The organism is Brevibacillus centrosporus, assembly GCF_003710815.1.
Classification (GTDB): Bacteria; Bacillota; Bacilli; order Brevibacillales; family Brevibacillaceae; genus Brevibacillus; species Brevibacillus centrosporus.
In genome coordinates this window covers 15,058-38,442 of record NZ_RHHP01000028.1, presented here as the reverse complement: position 1 = coordinate 38,442, position 23,385 = coordinate 15,058, and the positions used below count along the sequence as shown (strand labels likewise).

The 23,385-nt window shown below is 50.6% G+C and carries 22 protein-coding genes and 2 pseudogenes; 19 read left to right on the top strand and 5 right to left on the bottom strand.

All coding sequences use genetic code 11. The annotated features are described in order from the left end of the window. Positions 1-189: 189 nt before the first annotated feature. The 7 genes and pseudogenes from EDM55_RS29990 to EDM55_RS20820 all read left to right on the top strand — a co-directional run bounded on the left by EDM55_RS29990 (position 190) and on the right by EDM55_RS20820 (position 5,681). On the top strand, positions 190-441 hold the full coding sequence (locus tag EDM55_RS29990; RefSeq protein ID WP_141295710.1) for a CdaR family protein: 252 nt from the start codon (positions 190-192) through the stop codon (positions 439-441). Further along, positions 428-1,072 (top strand): annotated as a pseudogene (locus EDM55_RS20850) (2-aminoethylphosphonate--pyruvate transaminase); the annotation flags it as partial. The gene EDM55_RS29990 and the pseudogene EDM55_RS20850, both read left to right, overlap by 14 nt. Before the next feature lie 97 nt (positions 1,073-1,169). Further along, positions 1,170-1,780, top strand: a pseudogene (locus EDM55_RS20845) (hypothetical protein). Between the two features lie 13 nt (positions 1,781-1,793). Then, on the top strand, positions 1,794-2,579 hold the full coding sequence (locus tag EDM55_RS20840) for a DeoR/GlpR family DNA-binding transcription regulator (protein WP_122961290.1): 786 nt from the start codon (positions 1,794-1,796) through the stop codon (positions 2,577-2,579). 149 nt (positions 2,580-2,728) lie between these two features. Further along, positions 2,729-3,295, top strand: coding sequence for an SLOG family protein (locus EDM55_RS20835; RefSeq protein ID WP_092274550.1), 567 nt, complete (start codon positions 2,729-2,731; stop codon positions 3,293-3,295). A 246-nt stretch (positions 3,296-3,541) separates the two neighbouring features. Then, a complete protein-coding gene (locus EDM55_RS20825; RefSeq protein ID WP_122961289.1) occupies positions 3,542-4,570 on the top strand; it encodes a VOC family protein in 1,029 nt (342 codons plus the stop codon). A gap of 34 nt (positions 4,571-4,604) precedes the next feature. Beyond that, the gene (locus EDM55_RS20820; protein ID WP_092274736.1) at positions 4,605-5,681 is read left to right on the top strand and encodes an NAD(P)H-dependent flavin oxidoreductase; all 1,077 of its coding nucleotides are present in this window, start codon (positions 4,605-4,607) and stop codon (positions 5,679-5,681) included. A gap of 104 nt (positions 5,682-5,785) precedes the next feature. Here EDM55_RS20820 and EDM55_RS20815 read toward each other — a convergent pair whose 3' ends face one another. Beyond that, the gene (locus EDM55_RS20815) at positions 5,786-6,718 is read right to left on the bottom strand and encodes a GNAT family N-acetyltransferase (protein ID WP_122961288.1); all 933 of its coding nucleotides are present in this window, start codon (positions 6,716-6,718) and stop codon (positions 5,786-5,788) included. A 217-nt stretch (positions 6,719-6,935) separates the two neighbouring features. Here EDM55_RS20815 and nagA point away from each other — a divergent pair, with 217 nt between their 5' ends. Next, positions 6,936-8,108, top strand: coding sequence for an N-acetylglucosamine-6-phosphate deacetylase (gene nagA / locus EDM55_RS20810; protein ID WP_092274564.1), 1,173 nt, complete (start codon positions 6,936-6,938; stop codon positions 8,106-8,108). Positions 8,109-8,172: 64 nt separating this feature from the next. Here the strand turns inward: nagA and EDM55_RS20805 are convergent, their stop codons facing one another. Then, positions 8,173-8,589, bottom strand: a complete 417-nt coding sequence (locus tag EDM55_RS20805) for a VOC family protein (RefSeq protein WP_122961287.1) — start codon at positions 8,587-8,589, stop codon at positions 8,173-8,175. A gap of 303 nt (positions 8,590-8,892) precedes the next feature. On the opposite strand from EDM55_RS20805, the gene EDM55_RS20800 reads away from it, so the two are divergent. From EDM55_RS20800 to EDM55_RS20760, 9 genes are all read left to right on the top strand, one after another. Next, positions 8,893-9,885, top strand: coding sequence for a LacI family DNA-binding transcriptional regulator (locus EDM55_RS20800; protein WP_122961286.1), 993 nt, complete (start codon positions 8,893-8,895; stop codon positions 9,883-9,885). A gap of 14 nt (positions 9,886-9,899) precedes the next feature. Further along, on the top strand, positions 9,900-10,817 hold the full coding sequence (gene rbsK, locus EDM55_RS20795) for a ribokinase (protein ID WP_092274573.1): 918 nt from the start codon (positions 9,900-9,902) through the stop codon (positions 10,815-10,817). Positions 10,818-10,827: 10 nt separating this feature from the next. Continuing rightward, positions 10,828-11,223 carry a D-ribose pyranase gene (gene rbsD / locus EDM55_RS20790; RefSeq protein ID WP_092274576.1) on the top strand — a complete coding sequence of 132 codons (396 nt, stop codon included), beginning with the start codon at positions 10,828-10,830 and terminating at the stop codon, positions 11,221-11,223. A 33-nt stretch (positions 11,224-11,256) separates the two neighbouring features. Next, the gene (locus EDM55_RS20785) at positions 11,257-12,762 is read left to right on the top strand and encodes a sugar ABC transporter ATP-binding protein (protein WP_122961285.1); all 1,506 of its coding nucleotides are present in this window, start codon (positions 11,257-11,259) and stop codon (positions 12,760-12,762) included. Then, positions 12,752-13,675: an ABC transporter permease gene (locus EDM55_RS20780; protein ID WP_122961284.1), complete on the top strand. Its 924-nt coding sequence runs from the start codon at positions 12,752-12,754 to the stop codon at positions 13,673-13,675. The genes EDM55_RS20785 and EDM55_RS20780 overlap by 11 nt, the downstream gene beginning before the upstream one ends. 36 nt (positions 13,676-13,711) lie before the next feature. Next, complete coding sequence (gene rbsB / locus EDM55_RS20775) at positions 13,712-14,671, top strand: ribose ABC transporter substrate-binding protein RbsB (RefSeq protein ID WP_122961283.1); 960 nt, start codon at positions 13,712-13,714, stop codon at positions 14,669-14,671. 381 nt (positions 14,672-15,052) lie between these two features. After that, positions 15,053-15,535, top strand: coding sequence for an NUDIX domain-containing protein (locus EDM55_RS20770; protein WP_092274588.1), 483 nt, complete (start codon positions 15,053-15,055; stop codon positions 15,533-15,535). Between the two features lie 78 nt (positions 15,536-15,613). Next, a complete protein-coding gene (locus tag EDM55_RS20765; RefSeq protein WP_246071037.1) occupies positions 15,614-16,432 on the top strand; it encodes a TIM barrel protein in 819 nt (272 codons plus the stop codon). A 29-nt stretch (positions 16,433-16,461) separates the two neighbouring features. Beyond that, on the top strand, positions 16,462-16,785 hold the full coding sequence (locus EDM55_RS20760; protein WP_122961281.1) for a hypothetical protein: 324 nt from the start codon (positions 16,462-16,464) through the stop codon (positions 16,783-16,785). Between the two features lie 56 nt (positions 16,786-16,841). On the opposite strand, the gene EDM55_RS20755 is transcribed toward EDM55_RS20760, so the two are convergent. Next, a complete protein-coding gene (locus tag EDM55_RS20755; RefSeq protein ID WP_170184443.1) occupies positions 16,842-18,512 on the bottom strand; it encodes a YndJ family protein in 1,671 nt (556 codons plus the stop codon). 187 nt (positions 18,513-18,699) lie between these two features. Between EDM55_RS20755 and EDM55_RS31480 the strand changes: the two genes are divergently transcribed. Next, entirely contained in the window at positions 18,700-18,999 is a 300-nt protein-coding gene (locus EDM55_RS31480) for a DUF6843 domain-containing protein (protein WP_122961279.1), read from the top strand. A 414-nt stretch (positions 19,000-19,413) separates the two neighbouring features. Here EDM55_RS31480 and EDM55_RS20745 read toward each other — a convergent pair whose 3' ends face one another. Then, positions 19,414-20,250: a phosphohydrolase gene (locus EDM55_RS20745; protein WP_246071036.1), complete on the bottom strand. Its 837-nt coding sequence runs from the start codon at positions 20,248-20,250 to the stop codon at positions 19,414-19,416. Between the two features lie 113 nt (positions 20,251-20,363). Continuing rightward, entirely contained in the window at positions 20,364-20,909 is a 546-nt protein-coding gene (locus EDM55_RS20740; RefSeq protein ID WP_092274606.1) for a PadR family transcriptional regulator, read from the bottom strand. 248 nt (positions 20,910-21,157) lie between these two features. On the opposite strand from EDM55_RS20740, the gene EDM55_RS20735 reads away from it, so the two are divergent. Then, complete coding sequence (locus tag EDM55_RS20735; protein WP_122961278.1) at positions 21,158-23,311, top strand: ATP-dependent Clp protease ATP-binding subunit; 2,154 nt, start codon at positions 21,158-21,160, stop codon at positions 23,309-23,311. The last annotated feature ends 74 nt before the right edge of the window (positions 23,312-23,385 follow it).

Here is a 23,385-nt window from a genome sequence, read left to right as displayed (position 1 = left end):
GGTCTTTTTTTTGAATGGATGAAGGAAGAAAGGCAGCCTGCCTCTTAACGGGTGAAAGACGGGCTGTCGGTTATGTGTTCCATCCAAAGCTACTCGACTGCCAAATAATCCAGTACGATTCCTATAAAAAGCTTCCCGATGTTCAGCATGGAGCGCTCATCTACATCAAACTTCGGGTGGTGGTGCGGTTTGATTGCACGCATCAAAAGAAAGCTGGAAACGAATCGTCTGCTCATCTTTGGCTACCACAACAAGGTCACGCTGCTGGCTATGATGTCCTCGAAGGAGGATGTCGATAAGCTGTGTCAAAAGGTCGCTGATGTAGTGGGGGAATGGTCAGAGAGTGAAGGTCTGCCTTTGTGTGCGGGTGTAGGAACGGCAGGTCAAGGGATCTGCGCGATCAAAAAGAGTCACGATGAGGCGCAAAAAGCGCATCGGTGAGGCAGCCAAACGATTTGGCAAAACCTTTATCGTGGAGGCCATGAGCAGCTTCGGTGGTGTACCGATGGACATCGCAGACCTGCATATCGACTACCTGATCTCCAGCGCAAACAAATGTATTCAGGGTGTACCTGGTTTTGGCTTCATTGTCGCTAAAACAACGGAGCTTATCGCATGCAAATGCCGTGCGCGTACACTTTCACTCGATTTATACGACCAGTGGGAAACGATGGAGAAGCATAATGGCAAGTGGCGGTTCACATCCCCAACTCATGTGGTGCGTGCTTTCTACCAGGCGTTGGTTGAGCTGGAAGCAGAGGGTGGTGTCGCAAAACGCTACGAGCGCTACAAGCGCAACCAAGAGATCCTGGCAGAAGGTTTGGAGCGTCTCGGATTCCGCATCCTGCTGACCAAAGAGTCGCAATCTCCTTTCATCACGTCGATTTACTACCCGGATCAAGAAGCGTTTTCTTTCCAAGCCTTCTATGACCGGCTGAAAAAAGCGGGTTTTGTGATCTACCCAGGCAAAATCTCGCAGGCAGATACCTTCCGCATCGGCAATATCGGAGAGATCTATCCAGAAGATATGGAGCGGCTTTTGAAAGCGGTGGAAGAGAACCGTTTCTGGTAGAAAGTAAGCCTCTTTTTTTGACAAAAGAACCAAGGAAATGCACAAAAAACAACAAAACGCTGTCATGCAGCCGATTGAATACAGGGAGGATCCTAACATGAAAGTCTTTTGTCTAGGTGGAGCAGGTAACATTTGTCGGGAAGCGGTAATTTGCACAAATCACGATCGGAGATTTCAACGAAGAGGAAGGGCGTAAGGTAGTGGCTTGGCTAAACGAACCGCGAGTAGATTTTGTGCATGTCAACGTAAGCAAGTACCGCCATTTGCGCGCCCACGTGAAATCGAGCTTCCGGCTCCTTATGGCAAAACGGTTCAGTACATCATCCCTCATGCAGAAACGAAGACCTTGGCACAGGCTTTGTCTCCCAAAGGTGTCAAGCTGATCGAGGTGCGGGGAACCTGGCCGCAAAAGAACATGGCACTGGTCAAAGCACTCTACGATTACGGATTCCTGCGTAACGACAAGATCACTGTGGGTGAAACTCAAATAGGAATCCTTGATTGTATCTCCCAATACCTCTACAATTCTAGTGAAGGGAAAGAAACGGAATTGTATGGCTATTCGACTGCATGTAGAAGTGACAGGGACTCGGGAAGGGCGTCATTACTCCGGAAGAGGCCTTTGATCCGGCAGTCATTTTTGCTGAATTAGCCAAGCGCCAGATCGTCATCCACGAGGAGATCACAGAGCTGGTAGCACAATCATAGGGGGACATGAAGCGTGTCGTTGTTCGGAGAAGAGCGTAAGCAGATCATTTTGCAACTGGTAAACGCAAACGGTAAGGTACGAACCAACGATTTGGTAGAAAAGCTGCAGGTTTCGTCGGAGTCCATTCGCAGGTATTTGGAAGAGCTCGAATCGGAGAAAAAGCTGAAGCGTGTATACGGTGGAGCGGTCAAGCTGAACCTGGATCGCACGGAGCCGTCCCATATGAGCCGGGAAGTCCTGCGTGCCGAGGAGAAAAAGCGGATCGGCCGCGCAGCCGCAGATTTGGTACAGGACAACGACACGATCGTCATCGACGAAGGAACGACTCCTTTGCAAATGATCACTTTCCTGTCCACCAAAAAAGATTTGACGATCCTCACCAGCTCCATCACCGCACTCAACATGTTGATCGAGTACCAGAACGGCGGCTTGCTCAGCGCCGAGATCTACTTTTTGGGCGGCAAAGTAAACGCCAAGCATCATCGGGTGGGCGGCTCCTTTGCCGAACAAATGATGAAAGACTTTTTCGTGGACAAGGCATTCCTCTCCGTAGACGGCTTGCTCATCCACAAAGGAATTACCTGCTATGATCCGGAGCGGGCAGTGCTGGCAAAACGTTTTATCGAAAACGCAAACGAGAGCATCATCTTGGCGGACCATTCCAAGATCGGAATCAGCACACTGTCCAAGGTGGCTGAGCTGAAGGAAATCGATATCGTCATCAGCGATACGAAAGCGCCTGCTGACTGGAGCAAAGAACTGCAAGCCCACAACGTGACCTGGCTCGTAGCTGAGTAACAAGATGGACAAGTGTAGACCGGTTTTTTCCCAATAGGGAGAGGATCGGTCTTTTTCCATGGCGTTTTCTGTGTCATTCAAGTTTGTGTTACGATAAGAAAAACAGGAGTCGCATTGGCTAGAGCTTCTTGTAAACGAGAGGTGGCATCATGCTAAAACGGTTATTTGTTTCAGGCTACAAGGCTCACGAGCTTGGCATTTTCAATGAAAAAAATCCGGGGCTAGCCATTATTAAGAAAGCGCTCAAGCGGGAACTCGTAAGATTCCTTGAGGACGAGCTGGAATGGGTGATCATATCCGGTCAGCTCGGGGTAGAAATGTGGGCTGCCGAAATCGTTCTGGAATTAAAAAAAGACTATCCTCAGCTGAAGCTGGCGGTCATTACTCCGTTTTTGAATCAAGAGGAAAAGTGGAAAGAAGAGACACAGGATTACTACCGGAATATTGTGATGCAAGCGGACTATCTCAATAGTGTCTATCAAACACCGTACCAGGGAGCTTGGCAGCTCGGAGAGAAAGACAAATTCTTGCTATCCAATTCAGACGGGATCTTGTTAGTGTACGATGAAGAAAACGAAGGCTCCCCGAAGTTTCTAAGTAAGCTCGCCGCAAAAAGAGCGGATCTAGGCGACTATCAGTTATTTCGCATTAATGCCTATGACTTGCAGGCCATTGCTGAGGAACAGCAGCAGGAATTGTACAATGACCATTTCTAAACGAAATAACCAGCATGAGAAGCCGCCGAGGAAGGTGGCTTTTCGAATTTCATCAGTTCGTTTTCAGTTTATAGCACAGCTCCGTCCTGTTCGAGACGCCCAGCTTTCTGTACGTATTTTGCAAATGTCGTTTCACCTTCGCAGCAGCGCAATTGCCAAAACGGTACGTGTGGTATGGAAAAAGATTGTATAATAGGAGGTGTCAAGCCAGTAGAAAGAAAAGGGAATGACGTAGGAGAGATGCACATGATTGACAGACTGGACCATTTTGTCTTAACGGTTCGGGATATAGAGGCGACCTGTCGGTTCTACGAGCAAGTCCTCCAGATGAAGCCAGTCACCTTTGGTAGAGGCAGGTGGGCTTTGCAATACGGCCAGCAAAAAATCAACCTGCATCAGGCCGGTCATGAGTTTGAACCGAAAGCACAGCATCCTGCTCCAGGCTCTGCAGATCTTTGTTTTCTCACATCCGTCCCATTGGAACAGGTCATCACGCACATGACAGCCTGTGGGGTAAGAGTCATAGAGGGTCCAGTTGAGCGGACGGGAGCCAATGGTCCCATACTTTCGGTGTACGTTCGTGACCCGGATGGAAACCTCATTGAGATTTCAAATGAGGGAGTGCGCGAACAGCCTGTTCACCCTGACCCAACTGTGGAGAAAATCAGCAGCCTGTTCAAAGGACGGGAGTCAAGCATCATGGGGGACGAGCGATACGGCTCTTTCAGCGTCCTGTTACCTCTCGTACCTATGGAAGGTGAGCGGTTGGGCATCCTGTTTGAAAAGCGGGCAAGCACGATGCGGCGTCAAGCCAACGAAGTCTGTTTCCCCGGAGGACGCACAGAGGAAGGGGACGAATCGCGCTGGGCTACGGCCCGTCGTGAGACAAGCGAGGAGCTGGGGCTGCCGCAGTCGCGCATTCAGCTGATCGGGTCACTGGACATCCTGCTTGGTCCGGGCAGGGGCAGTATTTATCCGTTTGTCGGCTATCTGGAAGGCATCGCAGACATGAATCCGAATCCGGACGAGGTAGGAGAAGTGTTCGTGATCGCCTTGGATACCTTGCTGGGGATGCAGCCTGCCATTCATAAAACTTCGAGCTACATACAGCCCGAAAAGGATTTCCCGTTCCATTTGATTCCAGGGGGAGAACGCTATCCATGGCGGTCGGGAACGATCGAGCATTTGTTTTACGAGGTAGAAGGACGTGTCATTTGGGGAATGACTGCGCGTGTGCTAGCGCATTTTCTTGATTTGATCCGACATCAGGTATAGATTGCGTGAAACCATTTGGGAGGAGTGGGGAATGATGTGGCAGGCAAACGCGATAACGACTCGATTGCAGGTGAAATTGCCGATCCTTCAAGCGGGCATGGCTGGTGGAACGACGACTCCGGAGCTGGTCGCAGCCGTTTCGGAAGCAGGTGGACTCGGAACGCTGGGTGCAGGGTATATGAGTGCAGGACAGATGCGTGACGCGATCCGCGCGATTCGTGCTCGGACCGACAAGCCCTTTGCCGTCAATCTGTTCATCCCGGAGAGCTACGACGGCAGCCAGCCTGTAGCTGATTCGGTTTCAAGCGTAATGAACGAGGTTCGCGACCGGCTGGGCATACCGGATGATCCAGAGGTAACCCGTTTTGCGGAACCGTTTGAAGAGCAGATGGCTGTCGTTCTCGAGGAGCAGGTACCCGTATTCAGCTTTACCTTTGGCGTATTGGAAAAGCGCTGGCTTGCTGAGCTGAAGCAGAGGGGAACCACCACGATTGGGACAGCAACCACCGTGCGGGAAGCGATCGCCCTCGAAGCCAGCGGTGTCGATATGATTGCTGCCCAAGGAAGTGAAGGCGGAGGGCACCGCGGATCGTTTTTGCCAGATTCACCGAGCAATCTGATAGGTACGATGGCATTGGTACCGCAGATTGTGGATCGTGTGGACATTCCCGTCATTGCAGCGGGAGGGATCATGGATGGCCGGGGGATTGCTGCTGCGTTTGCACTGGGAGCGCAAGCCGTACAGCTGGGCACCGCGTTTTTGACCTGCGTAGAGAGTGGAGCTCATCCACAGTACAAGCGCTCTGTTCGTGAGACGAGTGATGAGGCGACGGTCATTACCCGTGCCTTTTCCGGTAAATCGGCCAGAGGCATCGAGAATGAGTTCATGACCTTGCTGGCACCGCATGATCACGAGCTGCCACCTTATCCGGTACAAAATGCGTTGACGCGCGATATTCGAAATGCGGCAGCGAAGCAGGACAGAACAGAGTATCTATCGATGTGGGCAGGTCAGGCAGCTTCGCTTAGCCGGGAAATGTCTGCAGGGGAGCTGGTTGCTGCGCTTGTCGAGGAAACAGAGCGGGTATGCCAGGGGTTGCTCAAAAAATGAGGATCTGCCAGCTTTGAATTGCGCTGCAGGATGAGCTGGAGCTGGAAAAGCGTTTGGATTAGGGTGTGATTGCAAAGACGATCACACCCTTTTTGCTGTCTTCCTCAAAAGCGGACCCGGTATTCGCTGCGCTGGGCAAAACGATGGAATCCCGCCCGTAAAAAGGAGTTTGCCATCGGTTCATTGTGCAAGTCCGTATCGGCCCGGATGTAGCGCTCGCCACTTTGCACAAGTGATATCACTCCCCGGTTCAACAGGACGTCGACGTAGCCGCGCCCTCTGAATTCAGGGAGGACTCCGATGTAGCCAATCGTCGCAAACGTGGGACTTTTGGTCGGCATGACGAATCCAATCAGCTCGTTCTCTGGCGTATAGGCAAGCTCCCACCAATGAGCCTCATAAGACATGCTTTGCAGGTCGTGAAAGATCTCTTTTGCCTGGAGATAGGGACCGAGGTCGGCACGTTCTTGCGCAATCTGTCTGTCGAGAGTGGAAGCGGAGCCGCGCATGATCGCATCGATGAACGAAGCTTCCCCTACTTCCGACAAGCTGCGAAACAGAATGCCTCCGTTTGCTTCCTGACTGCGAGGCTCGTCGGATTTCCACTCGAAACGGGAGGTTTCCCGCTGCAGATGAAACCCTTTCTTTTTTAAAAACGTCTGTCGAGTCGGCCCACTTTCTTGCCATTGCGGGGCCATAGCTGGCGTATCCAGCACATACCCCAGCTGCTCGGCACCTAGCTGTTTGCACATCAGCAGCAGATCCTGCCACAGCTGGTCGCCACACGCGTCATCCTCCCAGGGAAGATCGAGCAGAACAATATCCGAAGGTACGTCCTTTCCGGGGAGCGTCCAAAACGCAGCACGCCCGAGTGCTTCACCCTCTTTTTCCACGAGAAAACACCATTCAGGACGCATAGCGCCTTGCGAAAACATATGCTCCACATACGCAAGAATGGAGGCGTGCCGTTCAGGAAGCGTCAAGACAGCGACAAAATCAGAAAGCTCATGCATGGCAACGCAGCGCACGGTATACATGTGTGGATTCTCTCCCTCGGCTTCCTAAGGTAATTTGATATTTGTAACCTTCAATTTAATTTTTGGTCGTTACTAATTCATCATAGTAAGAAAATTCCTTCCAGTCAATCTAGTTCTTGCACGTACCTTGGTTTTGTTATTTTTCAAGTGCTATAATCGGAATGACACGAATCTGTCCGAAAAAGATTTGCATGGCAGCAATGCGGAGGGGAAAAGCATGAATCAGACAATCGCCCTGAGAGGGACGGTACTTGCGAGTGGCGAGGAAATCGAAAACGGTTTGGTAGTCGTGGCGGGAGGGACCATCCAGTTCGTGGGGGAAGCAGATACGTATCGCGAAGCTCTGCCTGCCGGAGTGATCGAAGTGGCAGAAGGCTGGATTGCTCCTGGTTTCATCGACTTGCATATGCACGGTATCAACGGCTGTGACACGATGGACGGGACACCTGAGTCGCTGCAGGAGATTTCTCGTGCTTTAACAAGGTTTGGCGTTACGACCTTTTTAGCTACGACGATGACAGCGCCTTATGGGGAACTGGAAACCGCGTTGGAGAACATTGTCCAGCAAAAACGGGTAGGATTAGCAGGGGCGCAGGTAGCGGGAATCCATCTGGAAGGACCGTGGATCAACCCGCGTTATAAAGGAGCGCAAAAGGAAGAGAACATCGCGATCCCAACGCTGGATGCGGTGCGGCATTTCTATGAAAAAGCAGAAGGACTGATTAAGGTCGTCACCATTGCTCCAGAGCAGCCAGAGGCATTGGAGGCGATCGCCTGGCTCAAAGATCGTGGGGTCATCGTATCAGCTGGGCATACCGGAGCGTCCTTTGCCCAAGCGGCTGAGGCTGTCGAAGCAGGAGTGCGTCACTTCACGCACTGCTTCAACGCCATGACAGGCTTGCATCATCGCGAGCCAGGAGTGGTAGGTGCGGCGATGTATCACGAGCAGCTGAGCACGGAGCTGATCGCCGATGGCATCCATGTGCATCCTGCTGTGATGCGAATATTGTATCGGGTCAAAACAGCTGAGCGTCTTGCGCTGGTCAGTGACTCGATGCGAGCTGCGGCGATGGGAGAAGGAACCTACGACCTTGGCGGGCAGGAGGTTCACGTCCAAGGTCAGGAAGCCAAGCTCGCGGATGGGACGCTGGCGGGAAGCATTTTGACCCTGAACCGGGCGGTAGGCAATATGGTGACGCTAAGCGGAGTGCCATTGCCGGAAGCGGTCGAGATGGCTTCCCTGACCCCAGCAACGATCCTCGGCATAGCGGACCGCAAAGGGAGACTGGCGGCCGGCTACGATGCGGACATCGTCATTTTGGACAAGGCATTTCAGGTGCAGGCTACGTTTGTGGCAGGACAGAACGTTTATCGAGCAAACGAAAACTAGAGATGGCATGGAAGACACAAAGGAAGCAGTCTGATCGAAGTGGATCAGGCTGCTCTTTGGCATTTCAAGCTTGCTTTTGGGCGTCTAAAATCTCAAGGTAGTGAGGATTGTACATAATGCCGAGAATGTTTCCAAAGGGATCAATGACGGTAGCCGTGATAAAGCCAGCCCCTCTGTCCTGTGGTTCCTCATGCGGCTGTGCGCCCATCTGCAGCAGCTTCTCATAAGTGGCTGTCACATCGTCAACATGCCAGTAGACGACAACGCCAGAGGGGGAAGCTCCTGTCTTCGAAGGGGCATAACGGCTATCGATGATGCCCAGCTCGTGCTGATAGTCGCCGATACGAAATTCGACGTAGCCTGGTCGACGAAAGTACGGCTCGATGCCCACTAGTTCGGTATACCATTTCGTTGCTGCATCCAGGTCCTCCGCCCAAAAACTGACGGTACTCATGCCGCGCAAGGTTCTTCCTTCATTCATAAAGCATGCCTCCTCATGAAAGTGGTTTGGTCTGGCTTCCTCTCATCCATGTATTAATCATAAGGGAGAAAGACTGACAGAAGCTGTCAGGGAAGGCATACTCCCCGAAAGAAAAATTCCTTTTCAAAAAAAGACGTAGCAAGGGGATTTCTGCAAAAAAGTATTGACAGCTTTTTTTGAGCAGGAGTATAGTGTAAGCATCAAATATGGTACCGGTTACACACGAATGATTTCCACAATCATTCTCTTTTTTTGGAATGTATGTAACCGGTTACACATTGTGAAGAGACGGTGAAGGCAAGCATGGCAACGATACGCGATGTGGCCAAATTAGCGGGGGTGTCCGTGGCAACGGTATCCCGATACCTCAATAAAAATGGATACGTGAACAAGGATACGGAGCAAAGAGTGGCCAAGGCGATCGAGCAGCTCAATTACGAGCCGAATGCGGTCGCGCGTGGTTTGGCTGGGAAGCAGACGGGCACAATAGCGTTAATTCTGCCCGATATTGCCAACCCGTTTTTTCCGGAAATTGCAAGAGGCGTGGAAGACGTCGCTCAAAAGCATGGCTTCACGGTCATTCTGTGCAACTCCGACGATCAAGGCCAAAAGGAAAAATCGTATATCGAAATGCTGCGTAAAAAATACGTCGACGGGATCATTTTCGCCTCCAATACACTGGGACAGGATGACGTCGAGCAAATGAATAAAAACAACATTCCACTCGTGGTGCTTGACCGGGCTCCGACCCGCCAATCGTGCAGTGTCATTCGCTCGCGAAATTACGAGGGGGCAAAGCTGGCAGTATCGCATCTCTTGGACATCGGCTGCAAAAAGATCGCTCATCTGTACGGACCACAGGAGCTGATCACCGCCAAAAAACGGATGCTCGGCTATGAAGAGTCGGTGCTGGATTTTCCGTGGTACACACCAAGCTTGATGGTGCCTGGGCATTTTCGGATGGACGGTGGACTTGCCGCAGTCAAGGAGCTGTTTGCCAAGCACCCGGATGTGGACGGAATCTTTTGCGGAAATGACCTGATGGCGATAGGGGCATTGAAAGGACTTCACCAGCTTGGCGTTCGCGTACCCGAAGACGTCGCGATCATCGGCTTTGACGGCATCAGCCTGACGGAGATTACCACACCAGAGCTTACGACCATTGCCCAGCCCAACTACGATATGGGGGCACTGGCTGCTAAGGTGCTGATCGAGACGATCCAATCAGGTGTGATGGAAGCCAAGCTGTATGAGCTGGATGTAGAGTTGATCGTGCGTGATTCCACGAAAAGATAAAGGAGAGAGAAACGATGAAAACGCCGCCACAGGTTGTCGTCATTGGCAGTTTGAATATGGATATCGTTGTCGAGGCAAAGCGACCGCCGCTCATGGGAGAGACGGTTCATGGAAACCAGGTTCACTTTATTCCAGGTGGAAAAGGAGCCAATCAAGCAGTAGCCTCTGCCCGTTTGGGAGCCAAGACGACGATGATTGGTGCGGTTGGCGCCGATGCTTTCGGCACGGAGCTGCTGCAAGCGCTGAAGCAGGAAGGCATCGATGTGGAAGCGGTAAAGGCAGAAGCTGACAGCCATACAGGCGTGGCCTCCATCGTGCTGTCCCAGGGCGATAATCAGATCATCGTGGTGGCAGGGGCAAACGGACAAGTCACGGCTGCTGACATCGACCAGCACGTCGATAAGATCAAACAGTCCGATGTGGTGCTTCTGCAATTGGAAATACCTCTGGAAACGGTGATTTATGCAGCTGCCAAAGCAAAAGAGCTGGGCAAGACGGTGGTGCTCAATCCAGCGCCGGCCCGCGAGCTGCCAGATGAACTTCTGAGTCAGGTGGACGTCCTCATTCCAAATGAATCCGAGCTTTATCTGCTGGCCCAGGCGGATGCCAAAATCGAGCTTGCGGACGCCATGCAGGCGATGCTGCAAAAAGGTGTTTCTACCGTCGTGACCACTTTAGGCTCCAAAGGGGCAGCGTATTTGACTGCCAAAGGAGAGCAAGGACTGGTCGCAAGCCATCGCGTTCAAGTCGTAGATACGACAGGAGCGGGAGATTCCTTTAATGCCGGATTCTCCTATGCATTAGCCGGTGGAGCGGCAGTCGGGGAAGCAGTCGCATTCGCTACGAAAGTGGCTGCGCTCGCTGTGACAAAGCTCGGCGCACAGGCAGGTATGCCTACCCTCGCACAAGTAGAGGAATTCATCGCAGAGTAAGGGGGACATTATGAAAAAACTAGGCATTTTAAACAGCGATATTTCAGCGCTGATCAGCCAGCTGGGACATACGGATCGAATCGTCATTTGCGATGCTGGCTTGCCGATTCCTGATTTCGTGACACGCATAGATCTGGCGGTGGTTCCAGGACTGCCTTCCTTTTTTGAAGTGTTGAATGCGGTATTGCTAGAAATGCAGGTAGAGAAGGCGATTTTCGCAGAGGAACTGATCAAGGCCCAGCCGAGCGCGCACATCTATCTGGAAGCCGCTCTTCCGGGAGTGGAGATGGAGAGTGTCTCGCACGAAGCCTTCAAGGACCTGACGAAGGAAGCAAAAGCCATCATCCGCACGGGTGAATGCACGCCATATGCGAACGTCATTTTGCAAGCAGGTGTGACGTTTTAATAGCAACACACGGCGAAGAGAGGAGGAGTACACATGTCAGCCTATCTGTTGGAGATGAAAGGAATCAACAAATCCTTCCCGGGAGTCAAGGTGCTAAGTGATGTCCAGCTGAACCTGAAAAGCGGTGAGCTGGTTGCATTGATGGGGGAAAATGGGGCAGGCAAGTCCACTTTGATGAAGATTCTCGGTGGCATTTACGAGCGGGATGCGGGGACAATCATCGTCAAGGGCGAGACACAGGAAAAGATGACGCCGGATATCGCCTCCAGTCGAGGAATTGCGATCATCCACCAGGAGATGAACCTGATTCCCCATCTGTCTGTCATGGAAAACATATTTCTCGGTCGTGAATACACATACGGCAAGAGTGGCATTGTCAATTGGCGCAAAATGCGGCAGGAAACCAAGCGCTGGCTCGATCAGCTGGCGATCAAGCTCGATCCGGATACGCTGGTCGGCGATCTGTCAGTCGGTCAGCAGCAGATGATCGAAATCGCCAAGGCCCTTTCGATGCAGGCAGACATTCTCGTTCTGGACGAGCCGACAGCTGCCTTGACCAACCGCGAGATCGACGCCCTCTTTGACATGATTGCCTCACTCAAGGAAAAAGGCGTCGGGATGATCTACATTTCACACCGGATGGAGGAAATCTTTCAGGTGAGCGATCGGATCACCGTTTTGCGCGATGGACAGTACGTGGGAACCGTTGAGACGGCCGAGACGAATCTGGACGAGCTGGTGAAAATGATGGTAGGTCGTGAAATCACCGACCGTTTTCCAAAGGTAGAGGTTCAGCTGGGCGGGGAGCGACTTCGCGTCGAAAACCTGAATGTCAAAGACAAGCTCTCCAATATCTCCTTCTCGATCAAAAGCGGGGAGATTGTCGGAGTGGCAGGGCTGATGGGAGCAGGACGCACGGAGATGGCAAAAGCTCTGTTCGGTTTGGAGAAGGTGCGGGAAGGACAGATTCTCGTCGATGGCAAGCCGGTGCGTGTGACGCGGCCGATCGATGCGATCTCTGCGGGAATTGCGCTCGTGACGGAGGACCGTAAAGAAGAAGGTCTGGTCCTGTCGCTTTCGGTGCGGGAGAATATTTCTCTGCCGAATTTACAAAAAGTCTCGTCTCTCGGCGTCATGAAGCCGAGAGACGAGCAGGTGCTGAGCAATGATGCGATCCAGCGCTTGTTCATCAAGACAGCAGGCGGCGAACAGATCGTAGGCTCGCTGTCCGGCGGAAATCAGCAAAAGGTCGTAATCGGCAAATGGCTGGCGAAGAAGCCGAAAATCCTGATACTGGACGAGCCGACTCGCGGTGTCGATATCGGGGCGAAAAAAGAAATCTACGATATTATGAATCGCCTCGCACAGGATGGTGTCGCGATTTTGATGATCTCCTCCGAGCTTCCAGAGGTGCTGGGCATGAGTGACCGCGTCCTGGTCATGCATGAAGGCCGCATCACGGGAGAGTTTACGAGAGAAGAGGCTACACAGGAAATGATTATGCGTGCAGCGACGGGAGGGACTAGCCATGCGGTTTAATGTTTTGCAGAGAATGGGCCCGCTGCTTGGGCTCGCCTTGATTGTCATCGTCCTATCGGTTATTAACAGTGACTTCTTGACAGTAAGCAATATTTTCAACGTGTTGCGCCAGATTTCGATTAATGCCTTGATTGCGTTTGGGATGACCTTCGTTATTTTGACGGGCGGCATTGACTTATCCGTAGGGTCCATGTTGGCTCTTGCAAGCGCTATCACTGCAGGGTTGATGGCGAGCGGTATGGATACGTGGCTGGCTGTCTTGATTGGCCTTTTGGCTGGTGTAGTCATGGGGGCGATCAACGGCATCATCATCACCAAAGGGAAAGTGGCTCCGTTCATCGGTACCTTGGCGACGATGACCGTGTTCCGTGGCCTGACGCTGGTCTACACAGAGGGCAGACCGATTACTGGACTGAATGAAGACTTCGCGCTGCTGGGGAAAGGCTTTTTCCTGGAGATCCCGATGCCAGTCATTTGGATGCTGATTTCGTTTGCTATCTTGTATTTCTTACTTCGTCATACGACCTTTGGACGCCATGTATACGCACTCGGCAGCAACGAGGAAGCGACCAAGCTGTCCGGGATCAATACGGGCAAAGTCAAAGTGCTCGTCTACTCGATCAGCGGTCTGTTTGCAGCCCTGAGCGGGATCATCCTGACCTCCCGTCTCAACTCGGCGCAGCCAACCGCAGGGACATCCTACGAGCTCGATGCGATTGCCGCGGTTGTTTTGGGCGGTACGAGCCTGTCCGGAGGGCGTGGGTGGATCGTCGGTACCCTGATTGGGGCGATGATCATCGGTGTGTTAGATAACGGTCTGAACCTGCTGAATGTCTCTTCCTTCTACCAGTCGGTAGTCAAAGGGGCGGTCATTCTCATCGCAGTGCTCTTGGACCGATCTAAAGCTAAATAAATAAAAAGCTTGGACTTTAAGGAGGATGGATTCGTTATGAAGAAATTTTTGAAGATGGCAATGGCTTGTACGCTGGTACTGGGGGCACTCGCAGGCTGCTCCACGTCTTCCAACCTGGAAAACAAACCAGCTGAGCAATCCGCTGGCAACACAAATGCAGGCGGCGGCGAAGCAGGCGGCAAAGTAACGATTGGTCTGGCCGTTTCCACACTGAACAACCCGTTCTTCGTTTCCTTGAAAGAGGGAGCTGAGAAAGCGGCTAAAGATGCAGGAGCAGAGCTCTTGGTAGTAGACGCACAAGACGATACGGCGAAGCAAATCAGCGGCGTAGAGGATTTGATCCAGAAAAAAGTAAGTGTCATCATGATCAACCCGACTGACTCTGCAGCGATCGTCACAGCTGTAGAAGCAGCCAACAAAGCAAACATTCCTGTTATCACGGTTGACCGTGCAGCTGAAGGCGGACAAGTGGTGTCTCATATCGCTTCTGACAACGTAAAAGGCGGCAAAATGGCTGGCGATTTCATCCTGGAAAAGCTGGGCGGCAAAGGCAACATCGTTGAGCTGCAAGGGATCGCTGGTACTTCCGCAGCGCGTGATCGCGGAAAAGGCTTCCACGATGCAGTAGACGGCAAAGAAGGCGTGAAAGTAGTAGCGTCCCAGCCGGCTGACTTCGACCGAGCAAAAGGTCTCTCTGTCATGGAAAACATCCTGCAAGCAAACAAAGATGTACAAGCAGTATTTGCACACAACGACGAAATGGCACTGGGAGCTCTGCAAGCCGTAGAAGCAGCAGGTAAAGACATCGTTGTTGTAGGCTTCGACGCAACGGACGACGCAGTAAAATCCGTAAACGACGGCAAAATGGGTGCAACGGTTGCTCAAAAACCGGCAGCCATCGGTGAAACCGCTGTGCAAACCGCTCTGAAAGTAGCAAAAGGTGAGAAAGTGGAAAGCAACATCCCGGTTGATCTGGAGCTCGTTACGAAAAAGTAAGGGAATCGTTCGGTTTCCTTGAGTACAGGCTCCATCAGATAAAAGACTTCCCCGGCAGGCCAAGTGAATTGGCTGAGCTGGGGAAGTTTTTTTACTAATGTTCCTGCCGGTCGTGAGCAAGCAGCGATAGGAAAAGGAATCAGAATGCGCAAGAAGAAGATAAAAGCGTATAGAAAAATTCTCCGATACAAGGAGTCAAGATCTGATGAAAGGGACGATGCAGACGCACACCGGATGAACAGTTGGAAGTGATCATGGAAATCGAAAAAAAGGAGCTTGGATATTGGAAGGGACAGATAGGGACTCCTATCAGTACTTGTACAATCAAAGGAAATCTGATTGTTTTCCAGAATCAGTAAATAGTGAGGTGATTTACTGCGTATGAGTTATCCAGAATCATATGTCGGACAAGTAAGGAAGCTTGTGGGGCACAACCCTCTGATCGTACCTTCTATCCGAGCCATTATCTGTGACGAAACAGGAAAGGTCTTGTTTACGAAGGGAAATGGCAGGTGGGGAATGCCAGCAGGATCTATAGAACTGGGGGAATCCATCTATGAGACCTTGCAAAGGGAAGTAAAGGAAGAAACGGGCCTTGAAGTGGTAAGTGCTACATTAATTGCGATTTATTCAGGAAAGCCCATGGTGGAGAATAGCTATCACGATAAGTATCAACTGTTCGAGTTTTTATTTAAAGTGGATTCCTGGGAGGGCGAACTGCTCTCGAAAACAGATGAAACGACTGATGCCGAGTTTTTTGCTATTGACGCAAGACCGGTCGCAAGGAATGGTTTCTGGGGCGAGCATTTCACCGAGGTGTTTGAAGATTATCAAAATTATAAGGGGACCCTCATTTTAAAGTGATATAGAAACGGCAAACCGCAAACCAATCAGACAGGTACGAAGTGGATTGCCATCAATCTAAAGGAGTAGAGATGGATCATGCATAGATTCGGCGTATCTGGAAGCACAATTTTAACGAATCCCGATCAGTTTGACGAATTGTTCTGGGAGGGGATCGATTTAATCGAGATCGGTGAGTTTCCTGATGAATCAGCGTTCCACTCTTTCCTAGAGCTTTCTCGAACGAAACAAACTCCCTTCGGCGTCCATTCACCGTTATTACGAAATGGAAGCAAATACGACTTGCTTGAAAAGGTTTCATTTGACCCCTTGGACGCACGAATGCAACTTGAAAAAGAGGCCGCGCTATTGTCAGGTCTGGGTGCGGAATACATCCTGGTCCATTTTCCTTACTTTGCGAGAGAATCGACGGAATCCGTAAACGAGTTAATAGAGTCGGGTTTGCAAGAATTGAGCCGAATCCAACATACCTATGAGATCCCCATTATTTGTGAACCCAAATTAGGGATTGGGCGTTCCGCAAAAGGAATCCAATACCTGGATGCGTTTCCGGTTGAAATATGGGAGAAGTACTCCTTGAAGCTTTGCATAGACATAGGGGATTATTTCATGGCTGCAGGAGATGAAATTCTCGAATATTTGGAGAAGTGGAAGGAACACATCAGCGTCGTTCATTTGCACAACGTGGCGTTTGAGGACGATAAATACATTTGGATTCCCGTCCATCCGAGCCATGAGAATAATGGCGTGCAGTATAAAATTGCGCATGTCATCGGGTTCCTAGCCAAGTGCAAAGGAGTACAGTTTAACTTCGAGCATACGCCACATAGTAAGCCAAGCAAACCATTCGTTCAGGAAGGGGTCGCTTGGGTCCGAAGTCTGGTTATGTCTAAATAGGCGAATGTGAGCGAAGGAAGGAGACCTTCATGTCAATCGAGCTCGATGAATTGCAGAGATGGAAACGGCAATTAGAAGCAGAAAAAGCGGAATTGGACCGGATAACCCAGAAGGACAAGGAAGAAATTGAACGGTTAAAGATCCGCTGCAGCCTGTTTGAAAATGCGGTTTGGTCCTGGAGGGTAACAGACCCTGACGCAGCGGATTCCTTTGCGAATACAGCGAGCGAACTAAGAGGGGCTATTCACCGAAAAGAAGCAGAATTACAAATGAAAAGCAGAGAAGTGAAATCAAGATTGCATGAGATGGATCGATTGGTATTGACAATCAATGAAAGAATTTCACAATTGTAAACGCGAACACAGACATGGAAGGCAGCCATACCAGTTGGCTGCCTCCAAACTTGCTCCTAGGTTCTTTTAAATATACGGTAATCCAACGTCAGAAACTTGACCCCAAACAACCACATGTCATGCCTCGCTTCTATTTCTCCTTTTGGTGATTCTGGATCTTTCCATACCGTAATGGTTTCATTGATAGGAAGGCGAATGGCCTTCTGATTGATCACGAGGTAAACACCTTGATCCCCAGACAACCCTTCAGATGGCCAAGAAGTCAACACGAGTGTATCCGCCGCATCCTGCAACTGTAGAATGCTTGTCATCTGGGAATAAGGGAGCGGGAAGGCGATGTTCATATAGCGTGTATCTTCTGACACGTGGGTGGAATACAAAGCCGCATAAATCGCTGTTCTGGATGGGATGTAGGTTCGTACCCAGGCACGAACTTGTTCCCTGCCGTCCCTCTCGTCTAGTATTGGCAAAATAACGCTTTTGACCTGCAATTCACTCGTTTCTGCCTCAAGGGGAAAGTTCATTTGCTCCAGCCATTGGCTCATGAGCTTATAGACCCTTGCTGGCCGCTTAAACCCGCTGCTCCAGTTGGGGGACAAATGCAGCTCGTATTCATCTGTGTGCTCATAGAAACGGATGATATCCTCGTCGATCCGGTCGGGATTAAATCGTGCGCTGCGGTAAGTCTGCATGTCGTCGACTAATCCAGTCGGCTTGTGCTTCGGTGCGTGGTCGAGTACAGCCAGATTGGCAAATACATCGGCACCGATTTTCCCCTTTCCTTGAATAAGGCTAAACGGAATCCGTGCCGTTTCTTGATCCATCAAGGTGGCGTGCCATGCCAGTACCCCGATAAAGGAAAAAAGGATCGCGTTTCCCCAACCGTGGAAAAAAATCATGGTGGAAATCATGAGGGTTGGCTGCCCCGTCCATTCCCCAAACCCGTAAGTGACAGCCAGTGCCATCGTAATCCAAATGACACTGCTCGCGAGAATATGTAACCCCTTCGTCCAACCGGTGGCTTTTGGAATGATCGAAAAAAAGACAAGGACGCTGTACAGGAGCAGTGACAAGGTGAATACGGCAACAGACACCCACTCAACAAGGGGAGAGTACGTAATCCCCAGTGCGATGAGGATGGGGGCAATCCCGCCAAGCACAACCATGATGCGCGAGAAGGAGCTTTTCCATTGGCTGTCGTGCAAGAAGCCAAATAAAACGGGTGCGACAAAACCAGCATAGTGAAAATGGTTGACTGTAAGCAACATGATGTGTCCCTGAAATCCTAACAAGGGAACCCCGAATTGATGAGCCACCACCCAGATCCCGCCGATACTGATGTACAAAAAGCCAATCCCTTTTGATAACTCTGCCAAATTTGCGGTTCGCTTTATAAAAAGGAAGGCGCCTGTGACAGCGATCCACACGGTTACGAAACCCCATGGAATGGAGAGTAAACCGGCAACGATACCCGGTGAAAGAAGAAAAGACACGGCTAGCGCCATCGCACCGATTGGAATTTGGCTGACGAGGAGCTTCAATAGGAAGAGGGGCTTCTGCTTCGCTGACTCAATTACTCGGTACAAGGTTAACGGCACGACTACGAAAACAGCAAATAGGATGATGCGCTCCGTCTGATCGTAGTAGGGAATGAACCAAAACAGCAGCCATACCAGCAAACCGATCGGGACATAGGAATGGATGATTTGGATTCGTCGATTTAGCAAAATAGGCGACCTCCGCGCTTCAACAGGATCTTTTTATCAACAATTCTATAGTACCGAGCGAGCTGGGGATACCATAAATATACAATTTGCAAGAGAGGGACGAGTGAATAAAATTAGAAATATTTTCTAAAATAGAGGGTCTATACATGAAAAGGGTACTCATTTACGAAAATTCAGGTGGTAGACCATGACGATAAAAATGATTGTGCGAGTTGCGATTGTATGGGCAATTCTGACGGTGACAGGCTGTTCGGCTTCGAGTGAGAAAACGAATGACCTATATCTCATGAATGAAAAAGGCTATTTTGTTGCTTCAACGCCCGACATGGAGTACGGGAGGATCACTGACAAATATTATTACATCGATAAGCAGGGACAAAGAAAGCCCATTCAGAATGACTGTGTAAGGGCGCTGGGGACAGGGAGTTTGCAACCTACCTCGGTGATTCCAAGAGTATCGAGATCCGCTACACAGGCATTTAAGTGACCAAAACAAAATGCGGTAAGGCTTTCAAAGACGGCGAGAATAGCACGCTCGGTGAAGACGTAGATGCTGTTATTGACGAAATCTTGAAAGAGTACGAGAAGGCTTCTAAGTGAGGCCCTTTTTTCTTGATACCTAGCAAGGGGGGAGTGAGGACGATGTTGAAGCGGCTACTTTTGATTGGTTTCTTCCTGATGATCAGTCTTTTCGCCCTAGTGTCCTGTACGAATAAGCCTTCTCTAGAATTGGTGGAGGTGTCGGCGCAGATCGTCACAGACAAATCCATCAGCGGCCAGACAGGCATCATGGATGGAGTGAAAGTCATCAAATATGTGACTCCAACCGTAATCTCCTATACATTCACCGTGAAAAATAACGGCATTCAAAAGGTTGGCGATGTCGAGAAGCCAGTTCGTTTCAAGCTCGAGCCAAGCGAGCAGCTCCGTCTGACGCTACTGGAAACGAGCGGAACCGATGCATTTGAGAAGATGAATGGCGGTTATATGGCTGCGGCTGAGATACTCCCAAATCAAACGGCCGAGTACGACGCCTTTTATGAATTAGGCACAACAGAGGTACCTCGACATGCTTCATTTGCTTCAGCTTTTTTTGTTCGAACTCATCCATTCTTTTTTCCTCGGTGTAAATGAGCACAGACTCTACTTCATTGAATACAAATTGGTCCTGATCGGGGCCATCCCCGCGCAAACGGCTGATCACATCTTGAACAAAGACATCTCTCTCGACCATGTAAAACAAAAGGTTCAACTGATTGGCCCGCATATTTCCTGACGAATCCCAGTCCCACGTATCAAACGAGCGTACCAGCTCGACATAGTCGCTAAGAACGTCAGACGGAGCTAAAAGGCCTTGGTCGACCAGGTAGGAGTAGTAGAGACTGGTTGCCGAGGTCTTTTTCCCTGAGTCCTCGATGATTACGTTTGCCCAATCATAGCTGGAAGCCAATGGCAATGCAGTCGGGTGATGATCGATTAATCGAAGGAAATGCCCTTGCTTGACTTTTTTCTGTATAAGCGCGGCTACCTCTTCGTTGACGCTGACATCCGTAATGACGACTTCCATTTCGCGGGAAAGCTCTTCGTCCAGAAATCTTTGGACTTCCTGATTGACGGTGTAAGGTGTCACTCCGCGCAGGTCCATCTCTCGGGAAGGAAAGGCAAGGCGGCTGAGAATGAAACAAGACTCCCCATCCAAGTCCTTATCGCTGAAGTGAACCAGTTTTGGCTGATTCAACAGGGGCACCCCCTTACTCGGTTAGGATCATGAACATATTTAACTAGGATGTCCACTACGAGAAAAAAACCAACAGTCCACATGGGAATGTTGGCTTCTTGTAGTCTGCTCGATTAGTCTTTTCGTTTCTCCAGCAATTCGAGAACCCACTCACACCATTTCACATCTTCCTTCATGCGGCGGACACCCCACGAGAGCAATATGTAATCACTGAAAGCAGGGTGGTTCGGATCGTTCGGATGTCCATCTGATTGTTGCTCCATCTCTTGCATGACATGTTCATACATTTGCATATGTTCCTTGCATTGTTCGATCCGACTCGTGAACAAGGCTCGTGCAGATTTGGCATCAGTAAGCTGCAAGCAATACGCTTTCAATACCATTTCATCGCGGGTAACCGGTTCGGCAGGAGGTTCAGCCAGCCATAATTTTAAAGCGATTTCTCCCTTTTCTGTTATGGAATACACTTTTTTATCTGGCCGATCTGTCTGGTGGACGCGGGTGAATTGCATGTACCCTTCTTGTTCTAGTTTAGCGAGAAGCGGGTATATCTGGCTGTGCTTGGCTTGCCAGTATGGCTGAAGCTGGAGCATTAGATCATAGCCGGAGCTAGGTGTTCGAGCAACTAGTCCAAGAAGTCCGTATGCGAGTGTATTCAAATGATAATGCCCCCTGACTTAACTCATCTCATCTCATGACCATTATAGGAAGGGATAGGAAGCGAATCAATACATGTAAAAAATTCCTATTCATTTCTTCTTGAAAGTCAAAGAAGGTCAAATTATAATAAAGACATCGAAGGTCAATAAAGGTCAAACATTCAATGGCGATTGACCGTCGTATCCTGCAAACAAGCGGGAGAATGCTATTGCCACAAAAAACATTCGCTGTATAGGGGGTAAGATTTATGCAGTGTGAAGTATGCCAACAACGAAATGCAAACGTGTTTTTGAATATACAGGTTCAAGGGAAGCAGCAAAAGTATCATTTGTGCAACGAATGCCATGCGAAAATGTCAAACAAGATCGGACTTGGCATGAACTTTGGTCCTTTTTCTTCCTTCTCCGGGCTGGATGATTTCCTGCAAAACTTTGCGAAAGCTTCGTCCATGAATCCGGGAGCAGGAAATGCTTCTTCTGCAAACGCGACAGCCAGCGACCGCGGACGTGGAGGAATCCTCGACAAGATGGGGCGCAATCTGAATGATGCCGCTCGTGCAGGCCTCATTGATCCAGTGATCGGTCGGGATAGCGAGATTGAGCGCGTCATCGAGATTTTGAACCGTCGCGGCAAGAACAACCCGGTCTTGATCGGGGAGCCCGGTGTCGGTAAAACCGCCATTGCAGAGGGCCTGGCCCTGCGAATCGTCGAGGGAAATGTCCCAACCAAGCTGCGCGGGAAAATCGTCTATACGTTAGATGTAGCGTCTCTCGTAGCGGGCACGGGTATTCGTGGTCAGTTTGAAGAAAAAATGAAACAGATCATAGCGGAGCTGACGCAGCGTGAAAATGTCATTCTGTTTATCGATGAGCTGCATCTCCTGGTCGGAGCCGGCTCCGCAGAAGGCTCGATGGATGCAGGGAATATCCTGAAGCCAGCTCTGGCTCGCGGCGAGCTGCAAGTCATCGGGGCAACCACGCTCAAAGAGTATCGCGTCATTGAAAAGGATGCAGCTCTGGAGCGCCGTTTCCAACCGGTCATGGTCAAAGAGCCTACAACGGACGAGGCATTGGAGATTTTGAAGGGACTGCGTGCGAAATACGAGTCTTATCACCTGGTGTCGTATCCGGACGATGTACTGCGGGCGTGTGTGGAATACTCGCACCGCTACATTCAGGATCGTTTTCTCCCCGACAAAGCCATCGATCTGCTGGATGAAGCAGGCTCGAAGCTGAATCTGCGCTCCTCTGCGAACGATACAGAGGAAATGAGAGCACGCTTGAAAGCCATCGGCGTCGAAAAACAGGACGCCACGAAAGCAGAGGATTACGAGCGTGCGGCAAAGCTGCGCGATGAAGAAGCGAAAATCCTCGCGGCACTCGATACGAAGGACAGTTCCGAGTATCATGCAGTCGTTTCCGTCGAGGATATTCAGGAAATCATCGAGCAAAAAACAGGGATTCCGGTGAAGAAGCTGCAGAGCGATGAGCAGACGAAAATGAAGCATCTGGTGGAGAATCTGGAACGCAAAGTCATTGGTCAAAACGAGGCAGTAACACAGGTAGGCAAAGCGATTCGCCGCAGCCGGGCCGGACTGAAACCGAAACACAGACCGATCGCGTCCTTCCTGTTTGTCGGACCGACTGGCGTAGGGAAGACAGAGCTGACCAAAGCATTGGCAGAAGAGCTGTTCGGTACGCGCGATTCGATGATCCGGCTGGACATGAGTGAGTACATGGAAAAGCATTCGGTGTCCAAACTGATCGGTTCCCCTCCTGGCTACGTCGGTCACGAAGAGGCGGGACAGCTGACAGAGCGCGTACGCCGCAATCCGTACAGCATCATCTTGCTAGATGAGATCGAAAAGGCGCATCCGGACGTTCAGAACATGTTCCTGCAAATTCTGGAGGATGGACGATTGACAGATAGCCAAGGCCGCACTGTCACTTTCAAAGACACAGTGATTATTGCGACGAGCAACGCGGGGGTAAGTGAGCGGAAAATTTCCGTGGGCTTTGGTGCCAAAACTCCTGAGCCTGTGTCAGTCTTGGAGTCGCTGGGCGCGTACTTTCGACCGGAGTTTCTCAACCGCTTTGACGGTATTATCGCCTTTAACCATTTGCAAAAAGAAGATCTGGTGAAGATCGTGGATGTCTTGCTGCAGGATGTCATGGCGAATTTGAGCGACCAAGGAATGGAAATGACGATCTCCGCGGAAGCCAAAGCCATGCTGGCGGAAAAAGGCTATCATCCAGCATTCGGGGCAAGACCGCTGCGCAGGGTCATTCAGCAGTACGTCGAGGACGGCATTGCGGATCTGGTGATGGAGGAAGAGCAAATTTCCCGGATCAGCGTCGATGTCGTGGATGGTGAAATTAAAGTGACGAAGGGAACCGAATAATAGCAAGCGGCTGATGCTTGACCGAGGATTCGCGATGAAGCGAATCCTCTTTTTTTCGTAAGCAGAGAAATCGG